Source organism: Mesorhizobium sp. RSR565B, from assembly GCF_054719465.1.
Genome location: NZ_JBTTIE010000001.1, coordinates 999,377 through 1,014,442 on the forward strand (window position 1 = coordinate 999,377; position 15,066 = coordinate 1,014,442).

At 62.6% G+C, this 15,066-nt stretch carries 14 protein-coding genes; 8 read left to right on the forward strand and 6 right to left on the reverse strand.

Annotated elements, in window-relative coordinates:
• Window positions 1-8: 8 nt before the first annotated feature.
• Together ACYG9R_RS04885 and ACYG9R_RS04890 are read right to left on the reverse strand one after the other, a co-directional pair.
• Entirely contained in the window at window positions 9-1,115 is a 1,107-nt protein-coding gene (locus tag ACYG9R_RS04885) for an OmpA family protein (protein ID WP_023804396.1), read from the reverse strand.
• Between the two features lie 139 nt (window positions 1,116-1,254).
• Window positions 1,255-1,896: a ThuA domain-containing protein gene (locus tag ACYG9R_RS04890; protein ID WP_023699774.1), complete on the reverse strand. Its 642-nt coding sequence runs from the start codon at window positions 1,894-1,896 to the stop codon at window positions 1,255-1,257.
• Window positions 1,897-2,153: 257 nt separating this feature from the next.
• Between ACYG9R_RS04890 and ACYG9R_RS04895 the strand changes: the two genes are divergently transcribed.
• Window positions 2,154-2,798, forward strand: a complete 645-nt coding sequence (locus tag ACYG9R_RS04895; protein WP_023699775.1) for a YjbE family putative metal transport protein — start codon at window positions 2,154-2,156, stop codon at window positions 2,796-2,798.
• Here the strand turns inward: ACYG9R_RS04895 and ACYG9R_RS04900 are convergent.
• The gene (locus tag ACYG9R_RS04900) at window positions 2,795-4,198 is read right to left on the reverse strand and encodes an FAD-binding oxidoreductase (protein WP_023823531.1); all 1,404 of its coding nucleotides are present in this window, start codon (window positions 4,196-4,198) and stop codon (window positions 2,795-2,797) included. The two genes, ACYG9R_RS04895 and ACYG9R_RS04900, sit on opposite strands and share 4 nt — an antisense overlap.
• Window positions 4,199-4,423: 225 nt before the next feature.
• Between ACYG9R_RS04900 and ACYG9R_RS04905 the strand changes: the two genes are divergently transcribed.
• Complete coding sequence (locus ACYG9R_RS04905; protein WP_023834883.1) at window positions 4,424-5,488, forward strand: LacI family DNA-binding transcriptional regulator; 1,065 nt, start codon at window positions 4,424-4,426, stop codon at window positions 5,486-5,488.
• Here the strand turns inward: ACYG9R_RS04905 and ACYG9R_RS04910 are convergent.
• The 3 genes from ACYG9R_RS04910 to ACYG9R_RS04920 all read right to left on the reverse strand — a co-directional run bounded on the left by ACYG9R_RS04910 (window position 5,476) and on the right by ACYG9R_RS04920 (window position 8,638).
• Window positions 5,476-6,408 (reverse strand): alpha/beta hydrolase, encoded by a 933-nt coding sequence (locus ACYG9R_RS04910; RefSeq protein WP_245260036.1) that lies wholly within the window; start codon window positions 6,406-6,408, stop codon window positions 5,476-5,478. The two genes, ACYG9R_RS04905 and ACYG9R_RS04910, sit on opposite strands and share 13 nt — an antisense overlap.
• Window positions 6,409-6,472: 64 nt before the next feature.
• Complete coding sequence (locus ACYG9R_RS04915; RefSeq protein WP_023823534.1) at window positions 6,473-7,621, reverse strand: Gfo/Idh/MocA family protein; 1,149 nt, start codon at window positions 7,619-7,621, stop codon at window positions 6,473-6,475.
• Window positions 7,622-7,876: 255 nt separating this feature from the next.
• Window positions 7,877-8,638: a DeoR/GlpR family DNA-binding transcription regulator gene (locus ACYG9R_RS04920; protein WP_023686999.1), complete on the reverse strand. Its 762-nt coding sequence runs from the start codon at window positions 8,636-8,638 to the stop codon at window positions 7,877-7,879.
• Window positions 8,639-8,800: 162 nt separating this feature from the next.
• Between ACYG9R_RS04920 and ACYG9R_RS04925 the strand changes: the two genes are divergently transcribed.
• From ACYG9R_RS04925 to ACYG9R_RS04950, 6 genes are all read left to right on the forward strand, one after another.
• Complete coding sequence (locus ACYG9R_RS04925) at window positions 8,801-9,601, forward strand: beta/alpha barrel domain-containing protein (protein WP_023692211.1); 801 nt, start codon at window positions 8,801-8,803, stop codon at window positions 9,599-9,601.
• Between the two features lie 3 nt (window positions 9,602-9,604).
• Window positions 9,605-10,555 (forward strand): PfkB family carbohydrate kinase, encoded by a 951-nt coding sequence (locus ACYG9R_RS04930; protein ID WP_023823535.1) that lies wholly within the window; start codon window positions 9,605-9,607, stop codon window positions 10,553-10,555.
• An 89-nt stretch (window positions 10,556-10,644) separates the two neighbouring features.
• Entirely contained in the window at window positions 10,645-11,790 is a 1,146-nt protein-coding gene (locus tag ACYG9R_RS04935) for an ABC transporter ATP-binding protein (protein ID WP_023686996.1), read from the forward strand.
• Window positions 11,791-11,905: 115 nt separating this feature from the next.
• Entirely contained in the window at window positions 11,906-13,153 is a 1,248-nt protein-coding gene (locus ACYG9R_RS04940; protein WP_460221810.1) for an ABC transporter substrate-binding protein, read from the forward strand.
• Between the two features lie 140 nt (window positions 13,154-13,293).
• Window positions 13,294-14,190, forward strand: a complete 897-nt coding sequence (locus ACYG9R_RS04945; RefSeq protein WP_023823537.1) for a carbohydrate ABC transporter permease — start codon at window positions 13,294-13,296, stop codon at window positions 14,188-14,190.
• Window positions 14,191-14,194: 4 nt separating this feature from the next.
• On the forward strand, window positions 14,195-15,037 hold the full coding sequence (locus tag ACYG9R_RS04950; RefSeq protein WP_023745614.1) for a carbohydrate ABC transporter permease: 843 nt from the start codon (window positions 14,195-14,197) through the stop codon (window positions 15,035-15,037).
• Window positions 15,038-15,066 lie beyond the last annotated feature (29 nt).

Consider the following 15,066-nt stretch of genomic DNA (forward strand, 5'->3'; position numbering starts at 1 on the left):
GGACCGGCTCAGTTGGAGAGCGGCGTGGCGGAGAACTCGATCCGCCGGTTCAGCGCCTTGTTCTTCGGCGTATCGTTCGGCGCCACCGGCTTTTCCTCGCCATAGCCGGAAGCCGTGATCTGCGCCGATGGAATGCCCGCAGCGATGATCGCGTCGGCGACCGCCTTGGCGCGCCGTTCCGACAGGTTCTTGTTGGCCGTCGGCGAGCCGTCGGAATCGGTATGGCCCGAAACCTCGACCTTCAGTTTCGGACATTTGCCGACGACGCCGACCACCTCGGCCAGCAGTGGGCGGCTCTTTTCATCGAGCCGAGCGCTGGCTGGGCGAAAATAGACGGCGCCGGTGCGCGACAGCACCTCGAACCTGTTCAGGCATTCATCGTCGCTGAAGGACGTCTTGCCTGCATCTGTGGCGACCGGCCCGGCATCGGCTGGGGCTGCGGCGGCGACGGCAGGCGCCGCCGCCGGCTTGGCCCCATCAGCGGTGAAGACGAAGTCGAACGACACCGAAGCCGTCGGGACGATGCTGCTGACATTGGCCGCCTGCTGGAGTTTTTCGATGTTGGGCAACAGGCCGAAATCCTCGACATGCACGGCGACCGGCGCCTCCGAGGCGATCGACACCATGCTGTCGGTGATCATGGTGACCACGACATTGGCCTCAAGGTCCTTGTCGACGCCGTGCAGGCTCAGGCGAAACGGGATATGCGCGCTCATGCGCCGTTTGGTGGCGAGATCGGCAAAAGCGGCGGGATCGACTTTCGCCGTCACTTCCGCCGTCGGGAATTTGAAGGTTTCGAAGAACAGGAAGCGCATGCGGACATTGCGAAGGTCGATACCGGTGTCGACCGAGTTGAGGTCGAACGTGACCTTGGCGGCGCCATCCGATGTCAGCGTGCCCGAGAGGTTCCTGATCTTGTTGGTTTCGACAATGGTGTTCTTCTTCACCGATTGATAGGTAAGTGTCGAATTCGCCGGATCGAGCGTCCAGTTCAGCTGCGCGTTGGCCGCGTGCGGCGCAAGCAGCAACAGACCGAACACCACGACCACCAGAGCGGGCGGACGCCAGCGCTGCGACGGCTTTCCATGCCTTACTAATCCGACGACCCCGAACATGCATGTCCCCCGTGACAACACATTTCAGTTGCGATGACGGCGGTCGAACGCCGTGACCTCAGCCAGCATAGAGCGTTAGCCGCGGCTTAGCGAGTAGCGGAGGCGTGATATCGCCGTTGCTTGCTCGGACAGGCCCCGGTTACCGGCTGGCCCACAGCACCCCACGCTCGAAGATGGTGCGCATTTGCGGGACGGAAAACTCATCCGCGGTGTGGCCGAGCGCGCTGAAGAAGACGCGGCCCTTGCCGTAGCGGCGCTTCCAGACCACGGGCATGACGACGCCGTCGATGAAGTCGAGATGCTCACCGCTGAACGTCGTCGTCGCCAGCACCTCGTTGCTCGGGTCGACATGCATGTAATACTGCTCGGAATGGTAGGCGAAACCCTCGATACCCCTGACGATCGGATCGTCGCTGATGATGTCGACACGGTAGTCGATGATGTCGCCGGGGTGCGCGACCCATTGGCCGCCGGTCATGAACTGATAGTTCGGCTCGTTGCGAAAACTGTCGCCCATTGTGCCGTGGAAGCCGGCAAGGCCGGTTCCGCCGCTGACGGCGGCGGTGAGGTTTTGCAGCTCCGGTTTCTCGATCGTCGACATGGTGATCACCGGCACGATCAGATCGATGACCGGGAGCTGCGGATCGGCGAGCGCGGATGTGCCCTCTTCTATCCGCACCTCGAAGCCATGCCCGGTCAATATCTCGCTGACGACAGCGGCGCTGCGGGCCGGCGTGTGACCCTCCCATCCGCCCCAGAAAATCAGTGCCGTCTTGCTCATGCTCGTCTCTCCTTTGGTCGGCAATATTGATAGGCAAGCGGAACGCTTTTGTCTTCCCTTCCATGATGGGCATTCTGGGGCGGGCATTTCTGGTCGGAAATCACGACCCGGCGATGAATTCCGTGGATGAGGACCGATTGGCCGCGCTGGCGTCTTGTTTCAATGCCGGGCTGCACTCAAATCAGCTGTCTTCGCGTTTGCGCAGACATCGGTCCGATCCGCCGCAACCAGCCGGAGCCTTCCGGGGAGACCGCTCTATGAGTTTCGACCAGACGACTGTCGCCGCTTATCTGGAAGTCATCACCATCAACCTTGTGCTGTCTGGCGACAATGTCGTGGTGATCGGCATGGCGGCCGCAGGCCTTGCCAAGGCGTTGCGGCAGAAGGCGATCGTCGCCGGCATTGCCGCGGCGGCGGTGATCCGCATCGTCTTTGCGGTGATCGCGGTGCAGCTGCTTGAAATTCCGGGCATCATGCTGGTCGGCGGCATGCTTTTGTTCTGGGTGTGCTGGAACATGTTCCAGGAGTTGCGCTCGGCCGGCGACGGCGAGGACGTCGACACTGAAGCCGCAGCACTTGCGACGGCGCGGCCGGCCAAGGCGCTGCGCACCGCGATCCTGCAGATCGTCGTCGCCGATGTCTCGATGTCGCTGGACAATGTGCTGGCCGTGGCGGGCGCCGCCGCCCACGACATGAATGCGCTGGTGTTCGGTCTCATCCTGTCGGTGGTTCTGATGGCGGTCGCCTCGACGCTGGTGGCGGCGCTGCTTGCCAGGTATCGCTGGATCGGCTGGCTCGGTCTGGCGATCATCGTCTATGTCGCGGGAAATATGACTCTGGACGGCATCGAGCAGATGAGAACGGTCGACTTCCACGCGCTGCTCTCGCCAGCTGCAAGTTAGATCCCTCCTGGCGATCGAACGATATCGAAAATCCGCCCGGGATTGAGGATGTTGTGCGGATCGAACGCCGCCTTCAGCCGGCGCATGGCCGATATCTCGGCGTCGCTGCGCACGAGGTTCAGCCATTTCTTCTTGTCGAGGCCGATGCCGTGCTCGGCCGAGACGGCGCCACCGCATGCCGCCACGCCGCGATAGATAATCTCATAGGCGGCCGCCGGTTCCGTGGTGTCGACCTGATAGTGCAGATTGCCGTCGCCGAGATGGCCGAAGACGTAGATCTCGGCGCTGCTGTCGACGGCGTGGATCGCGGCTTCGGCGTTGCGCAGGAAATCCGCCATGGTCGCCAACGGGATGCTGATGTCGACGCCGATCATGCCCTCGATCGCAAACAGGAAGCGGTTGGCCTCTTCGCGCACATCCCATAGCGCACGGAATTCGCGCGGCGACTGCGAGACGACCACGTCGGCGACGATGCCGTCTTCGACCGCCTGCATCAGCACCGAAGCGAAACGCTCGCCGTCCAGCTCGGCCTGGTTGCCCTGGATCTCGGCCAGCACGTAAACCGGCGCGCCGGCCGGCAGCGGCGCCGGCGCCGCCATGCCGGCAATCATGGAGCCGTAGAGCGGCGAGAAATTCACCTCATAGGCTGACAGCAAGGGACCGAGCCGCTGCTTGAGCAGGTCGAGCAGCGCAATGGCCGCCCCCAGCGAGCCAAGCGCGCAGAATGCGGCAACCTCGGTGGCGGGCTTGGGATGCAGCCGCAGGCAGGCGCGAGTAACCACGCCCAGCGTGCCTTCGGTGCCAATGAAAAGCTGGTTGAGATCGTATCCCGAATTGTCCTTGGCCAGGCCACGCAACGAAGTCAGGATCGAGCCGTCGGCAAGCACGGCCTCCAGCCCCAGAACCTGGGCGCGGTACATGCCGTAGCGCAGCACGCGAATGCCGCCGGCATTCGTGGCGATGTTGCCGCCGACCGTCGCCGTGCCGCGCGCGCCGATATCGACGCCGAACATCAGGCCGGCTGCATCGGCCGCTTCCTGCACCATTTGCAGCGGCGCGCCGGCCTCTGCCATGATGGTTGCCGCGGCGCGGTCGGGCGCTTCGACCGCGGTCATGCGCTCCAGCGACAGCACCGCTTCGCCCGGCTGCACGCGCGCGCCGCCGGCCAGCCCGGTGCGGCCGCCATGGACGACCAGCTTCTGGCCGATACCACTGCATAGGCGCAGGATTTCGGCGACGTCGGCGGCGTTGCGCGGACGCAAGACCAGTTCGGGCTGGCCGCCGCCCTTGCCGGAGAGGTCGTCGCCATAGCGCGGATCGATAGCATCGCCGATCACAATCGCGGCGGCATCGAGCCGACGATATAGCTGGGAAAGAAGCCGATCGATCTGTTGTGTCATGGTGCCTGGACTTTTCAGCGCTCTTTGTGACCGAGACTTTGATGCGCGACAATTTTCGCGTCAATTGAACAAATTTACGCACGGTATAATCTGTCATTGCGCGTTGAACCCACTGACGTTTCCTGTAAATTTCGTCTGCCGTTGCGTGGCGGACGCGCCGGCTGCAGGACCGTGGGCAGCGTCAAGGGATGACCGAGGTTCTGGCGCGTGCCAGACGAGGATTGAATGCCAATGACGCACAAGACGATGGAGGATTTCGCCCGCTCCTGCGGCGTCTCCAGGCCGACGCTGTCGAAATATTTCGACGATCCGACCAGCGTCAAGCCGGCAACGCGCAAGCGCATCGAAGAGGCGTTGCGGTCGTCCGACTACCAGCCCAATCTGTTTGCCCGCAACCTCAACCGCAAGCGCACCCGCGCCATCGGCATTGTCGTACCGACGGTCACCGATCCCTTCTATTCCGAAATGGTCAGCCGCATCGAGCTCAGGCTGCGCGACGAGGGCTACTGGCCGATCGTCATCTCCTCGCATGGCTCAACCGAGCTCGAAATGGAGGCGACACGTACCATCCTGTCGCTGAAAGTTTCGGGCGCGCTGATCGCGCCGCTCGGCTTGCGTTCGGACCGGCGCACGCTGGAGAAGCTGACCCAGACAATGCCGGTCGTCTATTTCGATACCTATCTTGAAGGCGGCACGCCCTTTGTCGGCAACAACAATGCCCAGAGCGTCTCGACCATCGTCGACTATCTCTGCCGCTCCGGCGACGCCCCGATCTATTTCGACATCCCGCATGTCAATCACAATTCGCCGGAGCGCCTGAACAGTTACGTCGCCGCGATGCGTCAGCTTGGCCAGGAGCCGGTGGTTATCGGCAACACCCGAGACTACACATGGGATTTCGAGCGCATCGGCTACGAGCAGATGGAACAGATGCTCGGGGCCAGCGGCCTGCCGGGCAAGACCAGAGGTCTGCCCGGCAAGACCGGGGGTCTGCCCGGCAAGACCATACTGTGTGCGAATGACCGCCTGGCCTTCGGCGTGATGGCGGCAGCCTTCGCGAAAGGGCTGAAGATCGGCCGCAAGGCCGATTGCGACCTGCGTATCGCCGCCCATGACGACCATCCGCTGAGCCGCTACACCTGCCCCGCACTGACCACCATCGCGCAGGATTTTGCCGCCATGGCGGGGCGCAGCGTCGAGACACTGCTCGCTTTGCTCAACGAGGATACGGCAAACGTCGCGCCGAAGGTCAGCCTCGACGCCGCCCTGGTGATGCGTCAGTCCGCTTGAGCCTTTCCAAAGGCAGGATCGAAGCTTCGCCACGCGGCAATGGCGGCGGCAACCGCCTGTCTCGCTGCCGGGCCGTGACGGCCCATCGAGACGAAGCCGTGGATCTGACCGGGCCAGTGTTCCAGCACGACCGGCACGCCGGCCTGCTGCAGACGCCTGGCATAGGCCTCGCCTTCGTCGGCGAGGATGTCGTGACCGGCGATGGCGATGAAGGTGGGCGGCGCACCGGCGAGGCTTTCCGCCTTCAGCGGTGAGGTACGCCAGTCGCCGATGTCGGCGGCATTGCGGATATAATGGTCGCGGAACCAGGCCATGGTCGAGGCGGTCAGGCCAAAGCCTGCGGCGAAGCGGCGATAGCTGTCGGCCGTCTGCCCGGCATCGGTGTTGGGATAAAACAGAAGCTGCGCTGCCGGCGGATTTTTGTCCCCCCGCGTGAGCAGGCCGAGCACCGTGGCGAGATTGCCGCCGGCGCTGTCGCCGGCAACCGCGATGCGGGCAGCGTCGATGCTGAGTTCGTCCGCGGCGCTTTGCATGAAGGCAAGTGCCGCTCGGCAATCCTCTATTGCCGCCGGGAATTTGTGTTCCGGCGCCAGCCGGTAGTCGACGGAAACGACGACAGCGCCTGCCTCGTTGGCGAACCAGCGGCAGATCTCGTCATGCGAGTCGAGATTGCCGATTACCCAGCCGCCGCCATGGAGATAAAGCAGCGCCGGAGCGCCTGCCGAAGGCGCGCCCTGCCCGCGATAGATCCTGAGCCTCAGCGGACCGCCGGGTCCTGCAATGATGCGCTCGCTGATCGACGCGACCAGCTCGCGCTCGCCTTGCAGGGTCGGGAAGCCTTCATTGTAGGCGCGGCGCGCCTGCTCAGGCGTTCCCGTTTCGAACGGCGGCGCGCCGGCCTGGCTGCCGAGCTCGAGCACATGCCGGGCCTCCGGATCTAGGGGCGACGGGGACGGTGGCGATGGCGTCACGGGCGAACCTCCGTCAGGCAAGCAGGGTTGCGGCTTCGTCTTCGCCAAGCAGCGGCGGCTGGTCGACCGTGCCGTTGACGGCAACCGAGCCACGGCTTTCGCCCGAAGCCAGGATCGCCTCCATGATCTCAAGCACATGCAGCGCCAGCTCACCGGAGGCGCGCGGCTTTCTGCCCGTGGCCAGCGCGCGCGCCAGATCGGCGACGCCGAGCATGCGGTAATTGGCGCGGTCGGGCGCGGAATAGGGCCAGTTGCGGGCGCCGTAGAGTTCGCTCTCGCTGGCGAAAACGGCCCAGTCGGCGCCACGTTCCGACAGCGAGACCGTGCCGCCGAACGTGTCGGGATCGGGCAGCCTGAGCGAGCCTTCGGTGCCGTGCAGTTCGATCGGATGGTTGGAGTGTTTGAACACATCCCATGAGGCGCCGAAGGTGACGGTGGCGCCCGAGCGGAATTCGAGCAGCGACATTATGTTGGTCGGCGTGCCGACCTTGAATGTCGTGTTCTTGAACGGCCCGTCGGCCGTGATCAGCCTCTCCTCCTGGCCGCGCGTCGCCATCGCCATGACGCGCTCGACCGGCCCGAGCAGATTGACCAGCACGGTCAGGTAATAGGGACCCATGTCGAACACCGGACCGCCGCCGGGCTGATAATAGAATTGCGGATTGGGATGCCAGTGCTCCATGCCCCGTCCCATCATGAAAGCGGTGCCGGTCACCGGCTTGCCGATCGCGCCGTCATCCATCAGCCGGCGCGCGCGGCGGCCGGCTGCACCCAGGAATGTGTCCGGCGCCGAGCCGATCAGCAGGCCGCGCTTCGCGGCCTCGGCGACAAGGCGGCGGCCGTCGGCGGCAGAGGTTGCCAGCGGCTTTTCGGTGAAGACATGCTTGCCCGCCGAGAGCGCTGACAACGAAATATCGAAATGCGCCGCGGGGATTGTCAGGTTCAGCACGAGGTCGATATCGGGGTCGGCCAGCAGCGCGTCATCGCCCAGGGCACGGATGCCGTATTCCCTGGCGCGCAGCTCAGCCATGTCAGCGGAAATGTCGGCGCAGGCGCGTAGCTCGACACCACCGAAGAGCGCTGCATTGCGCAGATAGATCATCGAGATGTTGCCGCAGCCGATGACACCGATGCCGAGCTTTGTCTCTGATCTTCCGTGCATTTCCAGCTTTCCTCCCAAGCCAAGGGCATGCTGCGCAACCGTTGCAGTTCCCACGACCCCCCGCAATCCGCTATACAGGACTTTAAATGTTGACGCGCGTAAAATTTTTATAGAGCATGTGAGAGTTCTGGCGCAGGATTGGGAGGCCGCCAGCGTGAGGAGGAGAACATGACCGGCATGAAAAACGGCCGACGGCCGCTGCGAAGCCCGTGGGTCATGCGCGCTTTCCGTCGCGCATCAGAGACCGGGATGGGTTCAGGCATAGATCACCTTGGCCCCGATCCTATCAAGCTCGCTGCGTATTGGACCGGGCAGGCCATCGTCGGTGATCACCACATCGACGGCCGACAGCGAAAATGCCTTGGACGTCCCGCTGACGCCCCATTTGCTCGAATCGGCGAGCAGGACAACGCGCCGGGCCATGCGAACGAGGTTTCGCTTCGTTCGCGCCATGTCTTCGTTCACGTCGACCACATCCAGTGACGAGTCTATCGCATGCGCTCCAACAAAGACCTGATGCGCTACCAGGCCGCCGAGAGCCGTATCGGCATCGGTGATCAGCGTGCTCACCGTGTCGGGATAGACCCGGCCGCCGATCATATGAACGTCGAGCCCGGGACGATGCATAAGATGCTGCACGATATTCATGGCCGTGGCCGCGACCACGACATTGCTGAGCGGCGGTAACTGCATGGCAAGCTGCATCAAGGTCGAGCCACCGTCGAAGATGATCGACTGGTTGTCCTCGAAAAGGTCGAGCGCCGCCCGGGCGATGCGCTTCTTTGCGTCGAGGTTCGTTTGCATCCGCCGCGCGAACGCGGCCGTCGTCGAATCGGTGGTCCGGGTCACCGCTCCTCCACGGGTCTTGGTCAGCAGTCCCTTGCGGTCCAGTATTTCGAGGTCGGAGCGCACCGTGACCTCCGACACGCCAAACCCGTCCGACAGGTCCTTGATGCGAACCTGTCCGCTGCGTTGCACCTCGCCCAGGATCGATTGGCGTCTCTGCTCCGACAACATTGCCCTGCCCTTGCCTGCCTGCGCCGAGCAATCGCGCCGGCCTCGGCTCACCTTACCGGAAATATGCAGATTCGAAAGCTTTCGAAAGATTGTTTTTCTTTTTTCTTTCGGAAACACTGGATCGAGCATTTTTAAATCAACCGATCAGGGAATTTTGGACTCATGAGCCTAGGAACCAAGGTGCGCCTCGCGCGCCTCTTCTCGCATCCATCGGGGAACCTTTTTGGCGGCGCGGTCGACCACTTCGTCGGCTATGGCGACGTGCGCAAAGGCGGCCTTGCCGACCTGCCGGGTGCGCTCGCACGCGTCATGGCGGGCAAACCCGACTACGTCAGCATCCAGCCTGGCACCGCGCGCCATCTGTGGCCGCAATATGCGGGCAAAGCTTCCCTGGTGATTCAGGCGGGCTGCTTCACTGCGGACGATCGCATCAGCGAGTTGATCGCAACGCCCGAGGACGCGGTGCGCGCGGGGGCCGATGCGTTGGCCGTGGCCATTCCGGTGCGCGGCGCGACGGAGGGCAAATACATACGCTGGCTGACCGATTCGGTGAATGCGGCGGCCCGCTACGGCATGCCTGTGGTGGCGCATATCTACCCTCGCGATTTCACCGACGGGGCAAAGATCGTCTTCACGCCCGACGAGATCGCCTATGCGGCGCGCATCGGTTACGAGTCCGGCGTCGACGTGATCAAAATCGGCTACACCGGCGATTTCGAGTCGTTCCGGGAGACCGTCCGGACCTGCCCGGTGCCGGTTGTCATCGCGGGCGGTCCAAAGACCGATACGCTGCTCGGCGCGCTTCAGCAGACGGCGGACGCCATCCGTGCCGGCGCGCGCGGCGCCGTGGTCGGCCGCAATCTCTGGGGGCACGGCGATCCGGAGAAGGCAGCGCTTGCCTTTCGCGGCGTCATCCATGACGGCCTTTCGGCGCAAGACGCCCTGGCGAAGGCGGGCGCCTGAACGATGCCCACCATCCCCTCAATCCTCGGCTTCGGCGCTATTGCGATCGACGACATCGTCTACGTCGATCAGCCATTGTCGGCGGGCAAGGGTAAGGTTCTGCAAAGTACCCGCGCCTTCGGGGGAAATGTCGCGACGGCGCTGGCCGCCGTCGCGCGGCTCGGCGGAACCGCCGGGTTCGTCGGATGGCTGGCCAGTGCCGCGGACAACGCGGTGCAGCTCGATCTCGTGGCGAGCGGTATTGAAACCGCATTCGCGCCGCGCCATCCCGACGCGCGCCCGGTGCACTCGCGGATCACCGTCGGCTCGGACGGGGAAAGGTTCATCGCGTATGACGACGATGCGATGCTGGGCACCGCTCCGGACTTTCCGGACGATATCCTCAGCCGCGCAACCGTCCTGATCGTAGATAGCTATGCGACCGGGTCTCTGGATGTCGTGGCTCGGGCTCGCGATCTCGGCCTTGCGATCCTCGGCGATATCGAATGGAGCAGCGGCCCCGCCACGGAGCGGCTGATCGCGCTCTGCGACCATCTCATTCTTCCACTTAGCTTTGCACGGACTGCCACGGGGCGCCGATCGCCTGCCGAGATGCTCGATGCCTTGTGGTTGCCGTCGCGGTCCGCGGTGGTTCTGACCGATGGCGGCAGGGGTGTGTACTATCGCGGCCGTGAAGAGACAGGTCTCTGGCACCTGCCCCCGCACCGGGTTGCGGTCGTCGACTCCACAGGCGCGGGTGACTGCTTTCATGGCGCCTATGCCCATGCGTTGACGCGCGGAGCCGACACCGCGGGCCGGATCGCATTCGCGGCCGCGGCGGCGGCCGTTTCGATAACGGGGCGTGGCGGGCGCGAGGCGCTTCCGACCGAGGAGCAGGTCACGCAACTCCTGGCATCGGCGAACGCGCCGTCAGCAGTCGACCTGAAAAATGCGCATGTGGATGCTGGAGCATGACCTGAAACGATCCGACGAAACATTTCGCAGGCGAACACAAGCCCAGGAGAATCATAAAAATCAGGGCTTATACTTGTGGAGGGAGGAATATGGCAGAAGTCATTCTTGAGAAGATCTGCAAAACCTACGGGAACAGTTTTCGCGCAATCGACCAGTTGAACCTGTCGGTCAAGGACGGCGAGTTCTTGATCCTCGTCGGGCCTTCCGGCTGCGGCAAATCCACGGCGTTGCGAATGATCGCGGGGTTGGAAGACATCACCAGCGGCAGCCTTCGGATCGGCGGGGTCGACGTCGTCGACATGCCGCCCAAGGACCGCGACATCGCGATGGTGTTCCAGAGCTACGCGCTCTACCCGCATATGACGGTATCCGAAAACATCGCCTTTTCGATGCGGCTGGCAGGCAAGCCGAAGGCCGAGCGCAAGAAGCGCGTGGACGAGATCGCCAAAACTCTTCAGCTGACGTCTTTGCTGGACAGCAAACCCGCGAACCTGTCAGGCGGGCAGCGTCAACGGGTTGCCATGGGCCGCGCCATGGTGCGCGAGCCGGCCGCCTTTCTCATGGACGAGCCGCTTTCCAATCTGGATGCGAAACTGCGTGTGCAAATGCGCGCCGAAATCACCAGCCTGCAAAAGCAGCTCGGCGTCACGACCATTTACGTGACCCACGATCAGATCGAAGCGATGACGATGGGCGACAGAGTCGCGGTGTTGAAAGGCGGTGTGCTGCAGCAGGTCGACACACCCAAGAGGCTCTATGAATCGCCGGTTAACGCCTTCGTTGCCGGCTTCATCGGCTCTCCTTCGATGAACCTTTTCGAGGCGACCCTGAAGGGCGGCGAGCTCGCTTTTCGCGACTTCGCCGTCCGGCTGCAGGATGCAGCCTTCGTGCGCAGGCCGGCCTTGAGGTCGTATGCGGGGCGCAAGGTCGTGTTCGGGATCAGACCGGAGGATCTTTATGACAGCAGCCTTGAATCCGGTCGCAAGTATCAGACGATACCGGCCAGGGTGACCTCGATCGAGGAACTCGGCTCCGAACAGATCGTCCACATGAACATCGACGCGGTCCGGGTGGACTCCGGCGATCCGGATGCGGTGGACGATTTCGGCCTGGCGTCGAACGCGGTGGCGAGGTTCGAGCCGATCAGCGCCGTCCGCTCCGGCTCGGAGATCCGGTTGGCCGTGGATGATGCCAAGTTCCATTTCTTCGATCCCGAAACGCATCTGGCGATCTGAAGATCTGCGGAAGACCGCGGGCGGGAGCGAGGTGCCTGCGGAAGATACAAGAAGGCTTCTGAATGAACAGACGATCGTCCGCATTGTGCGGCCGATCTTGAAGAAGGAGGAGAAAATGATGTTTCGGATACGACCCGCGATGCTGAAAATAGCCGCGGCCGCATGGTTGCTTGGTGCAACCGGCGCCATGGCGGACACGACGCTGGAATTCACCCAATGGTGGGAGCCCGAATTGCCGGCCGGATCGCTCAGGGCAATCATGAACGACTTCGAGGCTGCAAACCCCGGCATCAAGGTGACGCTGGTCAGCGGTCCCTATGCGACCACGCGAGACCAGATCTCGGTCGGCGCCGCAACCGGAACGCTTAGCGACGTCGTCGGTCTCGACGGCGCCTGGGTGAACAATCTGAACGCGCAGGGTGCGCTGGCCGACATGAACCCGATGATGGATGCGAGCGGGTTCGACAAGACCCAGGTCGCGGATATCATCAAGGTGGACGGCAAGGCGGTGATGTTTCCCGTGGCTTCGTTCGTCTATCCGGTCTTCGTCAATCTGGACCTCGCCGCCCAGGCAGGCGTCACCAAGCTGCCGTCGACCCGCGCGGAGTTTCTCGAAGCCGCCAAGAAGATGACCCATGCCGACAAGAACCAGTATGGCTGGGTGCTGCCGCTGTCGCTGCAAACGCCGTCCGGTGTCCAGAACGACCTGATGTCGTGGGTCTGGGCCTCGGGTCAATCGATGATGGTTGAAGGCAAGCCGGCTCTCGAGGGCAAGCCGGTCGTCGATATGCTCACCTTCGTCAAATCGCTGAACGACGCCGGCGTCATCTCGCCCGGCATTGCCACCAAGACCGAGCAGGAAAAGGTCGAGGAATTCGTCAACGATCGGGCCGGAATGATGATCGACTCGCTTGCGCATGTGAACCTCATCCGCAAACGCAATCCCAAGCTGAACTTCGACCTCATCCCGGTCCCAGTAGTGGCGGACTACAACGGCAAGCGCGGCCTTCCCTATGCCTCCTGGGGCATCGGCATCTCCGCCGCCTCGAAACATCAGGATGAAGCCTGGAAGCTCGTCCAATATCTGATGAGCGAGAAGGTGAATGCCAAGCTCGTGTCGCTTGCAAACGCCTTCCCGGGGAACGTCAACGCCAAGCCCGATTTCGTGACCTCGGACAAGGCTTTCGCCAAGGCTTTCGAAATCTTCAAGACCGGCTATCTCGCCAACGAGTTCACGGGCCTGCCGGTGGCTGAAGACCTGATGACCCAGTTCGACGTGGAGGCTCAGAAGATGCTTGCCGGCGAGCAGTCTCCGGAACAAGCCGCAACCAACGCTCAAAAGGGCTGGATGGCGAAATTCTGAGCGGCCCATTGCCCGTTTGCTATCTTCCACCGGGTGTCCCGGCCTCGGCCAGGCCACCCGTCAACAACGGATCGGCAATTTGAGATGGACCTGTTTTTGAAGCGCACCTTCCTCCTGAAGGCACATCCCAGGGGTCGCACATGACCGGGCAGCAGCGCTCCCACCATCGACTGAAACGAGCGGTCGCACCCTATCTCTATCTGTCACCATCGCTCCTCATAATCGGCCTTCTGATGCTGCTGCCGATGGTGACGGTGATTGGCTATTCGTTCCAGAACAGCGCGGTGCTGCGTCGCGATCCGTCCTTTGCCGGACTGAAACACTACCAGGCGATCTTTGCCGATCCGGTGTTCTGGGCCTCGCTGTGGCACACGCTCTACTTCACCTGCATGAGTGTCGTCTTCCATATGACCATCGGCATGGTCTTCGCACTCATGCTGAACAGCGACCGCATCAATCCGACGCTGCGCAACATCCTGCGCGTGCTGTACATACTGCCCTGGCTGTTCACCGCGGTGATTATCGCGGTGATCTGGCGCCTGCTGCTTGAGCCGAATGGTGTCGTGAACAGTGTTCTCATGCAGATCGGCATCATCGGTTCCAAGGTCGAGTGGTTTTCCTCGCCCGCGACCGCGCTGCACGCCGTCACCTTCGCCAATATCTGGGCGGGCTACCCGCTTTTCATGGTCAGCCTGCTCGCAGGCTTGCAGGGCATTCCCAAGGATTTCTACGAGGCCGCCGATATCGACGGCGCGAAGGCCTACCAGAAGCTGATCTTCATCACCATTCCGCAGCTGATGCCGATCATCATCAGCATCTCGCTGCTCGACTTCATCTGGACCATGCAGGTCTTTCCATTGATCTGGATAACGACGGGTGGCGGTCCGATCTACTCGACCGAGGTCCTCAGCACCTACACGTACAAGCTGGCGTTTTCGAGCTACAACCTGTCGCAGGCCTCGGCGAGCGCCGTGGTCATCCTGCTGATCTCTCTCGGCCTGACGCTATTCTACATCCGCTATCAAAAGGCTCGGTAGTCACATGAGGAAAAGACACACACCGAAAGACAGGCTGATCACCGCCGCGCTCCATGTCGCGCTTGCCGCAGGCCTCTTGTTCGCGGCCTTCCCGATCTACTGGATGCTGAGCAGCTCGTTCAAGTCGAATACCGAAATCTTCGCCCTGCCGCCAACCGTCCTGCCGAAGGCCTTCACGCTGGAAGCGTATGCGGCCATCCTTGGTGATCCGGTAAAGCTGCGCTTCTTCTTCAACAGCTACTTCGTCGCCGGAGCGGTGACCGTGCTGACGGTGCTGATCGCCTTGCTGGCAGCCTATGGGTTCAGCCGTTTCAATTTCCGCGGCAAGGGCAGCCTCAACACTCTCATCATCAGCACGCAGACGATCCCGCCGATCACGCTTTTGATCCCCTTTTTCGGGCTTGTCGTCTCGTATGGCATCTTCGACACCTATGTCGCGCTGATCCTGACCTATCTGGTGTTTACGCTGCCCTATGCGATCCTGCTGATGACGGGATATCTGAACACCTTGCCCCGCGACCTCGATGAAGCGGTGGCTGTCGACGGCGGCACCAGTTGGACCGCGCTGTGGCGGGTGATCGTGCCGATTTCACTGCCCGGTATCGTGGCGACGTCGGTCTACACCTTCCTGTTGTGCTGGAACGAATTTCTCTTTGCGCTGACGCTGACGAAGTCAACGTCCATGCGCACCGTCCCGATCGGCATCCAGCTGTTGATGGGACAACACGCCTTCGAATGGAACCAGATGATGGCGATGAGCGTGCTCGGCTCGCTGCCGCTCCTGGTCATCTACCTGGTTGCCCAGAGGTTCTTCCTCGCCGGCATGACCGCAGGGTCGGTCAAATAGGATGTCCCTCCAACGGAGAGTGGAATCAA

Bases quoted from the DNA above. Each gene is read 5' to 3' on its own strand.
- ACYG9R_RS04885 (WP_023804396.1), bottom strand. From the start codon at position 1,115: ATGTTCGGGGTCGTCGGATTAGTAAGGCATGGAAAGCCGTCGCAGCGC.
- ACYG9R_RS04890 (WP_023699774.1), bottom strand. From the start codon at position 1,896: ATGAGCAAGACGGCACTGATTTTCTGGGGCGGATGGGAGGGTCACACG.
- ACYG9R_RS04895 (WP_023699775.1), top strand. From the start codon at position 2,154: ATGAGTTTCGACCAGACGACTGTCGCCGCTTATCTGGAAGTCATCACC.
- ACYG9R_RS04900 (WP_023823531.1), bottom strand. From the start codon at position 4,198: ATGACACAACAGATCGATCGGCTTCTTTCCCAGCTATATCGTCGGCTC.
- ACYG9R_RS04905 (WP_023834883.1), top strand. From the start codon at position 4,424: ATGCCAATGACGCACAAGACGATGGAGGATTTCGCCCGCTCCTGCGGC.
- ACYG9R_RS04915 (WP_023823534.1), bottom strand. From the start codon at position 7,621: ATGCACGGAAGATCAGAGACAAAGCTCGGCATCGGTGTCATCGGCTGC.
- ACYG9R_RS04920 (WP_023686999.1), bottom strand. From the start codon at position 8,638: ATGTTGTCGGAGCAGAGACGCCAATCGATCCTGGGCGAGGTGCAACGC.
- ACYG9R_RS04925 (WP_023692211.1), top strand. From the start codon at position 8,801: ATGAGCCTAGGAACCAAGGTGCGCCTCGCGCGCCTCTTCTCGCATCCA.
- ACYG9R_RS04930 (WP_023823535.1), top strand. From the start codon at position 9,605: ATGCCCACCATCCCCTCAATCCTCGGCTTCGGCGCTATTGCGATCGAC.
- ACYG9R_RS04935 (WP_023686996.1), top strand. From the start codon at position 10,645: ATGGCAGAAGTCATTCTTGAGAAGATCTGCAAAACCTACGGGAACAGT.
- ACYG9R_RS04940 (WP_460221810.1), top strand. From the start codon at position 11,906: ATGATGTTTCGGATACGACCCGCGATGCTGAAAATAGCCGCGGCCGCA.
- ACYG9R_RS04945 (WP_023823537.1), top strand. From the start codon at position 13,294: ATGACCGGGCAGCAGCGCTCCCACCATCGACTGAAACGAGCGGTCGCA.
- ACYG9R_RS04950 (WP_023745614.1), top strand. From the start codon at position 14,195: ATGAGGAAAAGACACACACCGAAAGACAGGCTGATCACCGCCGCGCTC.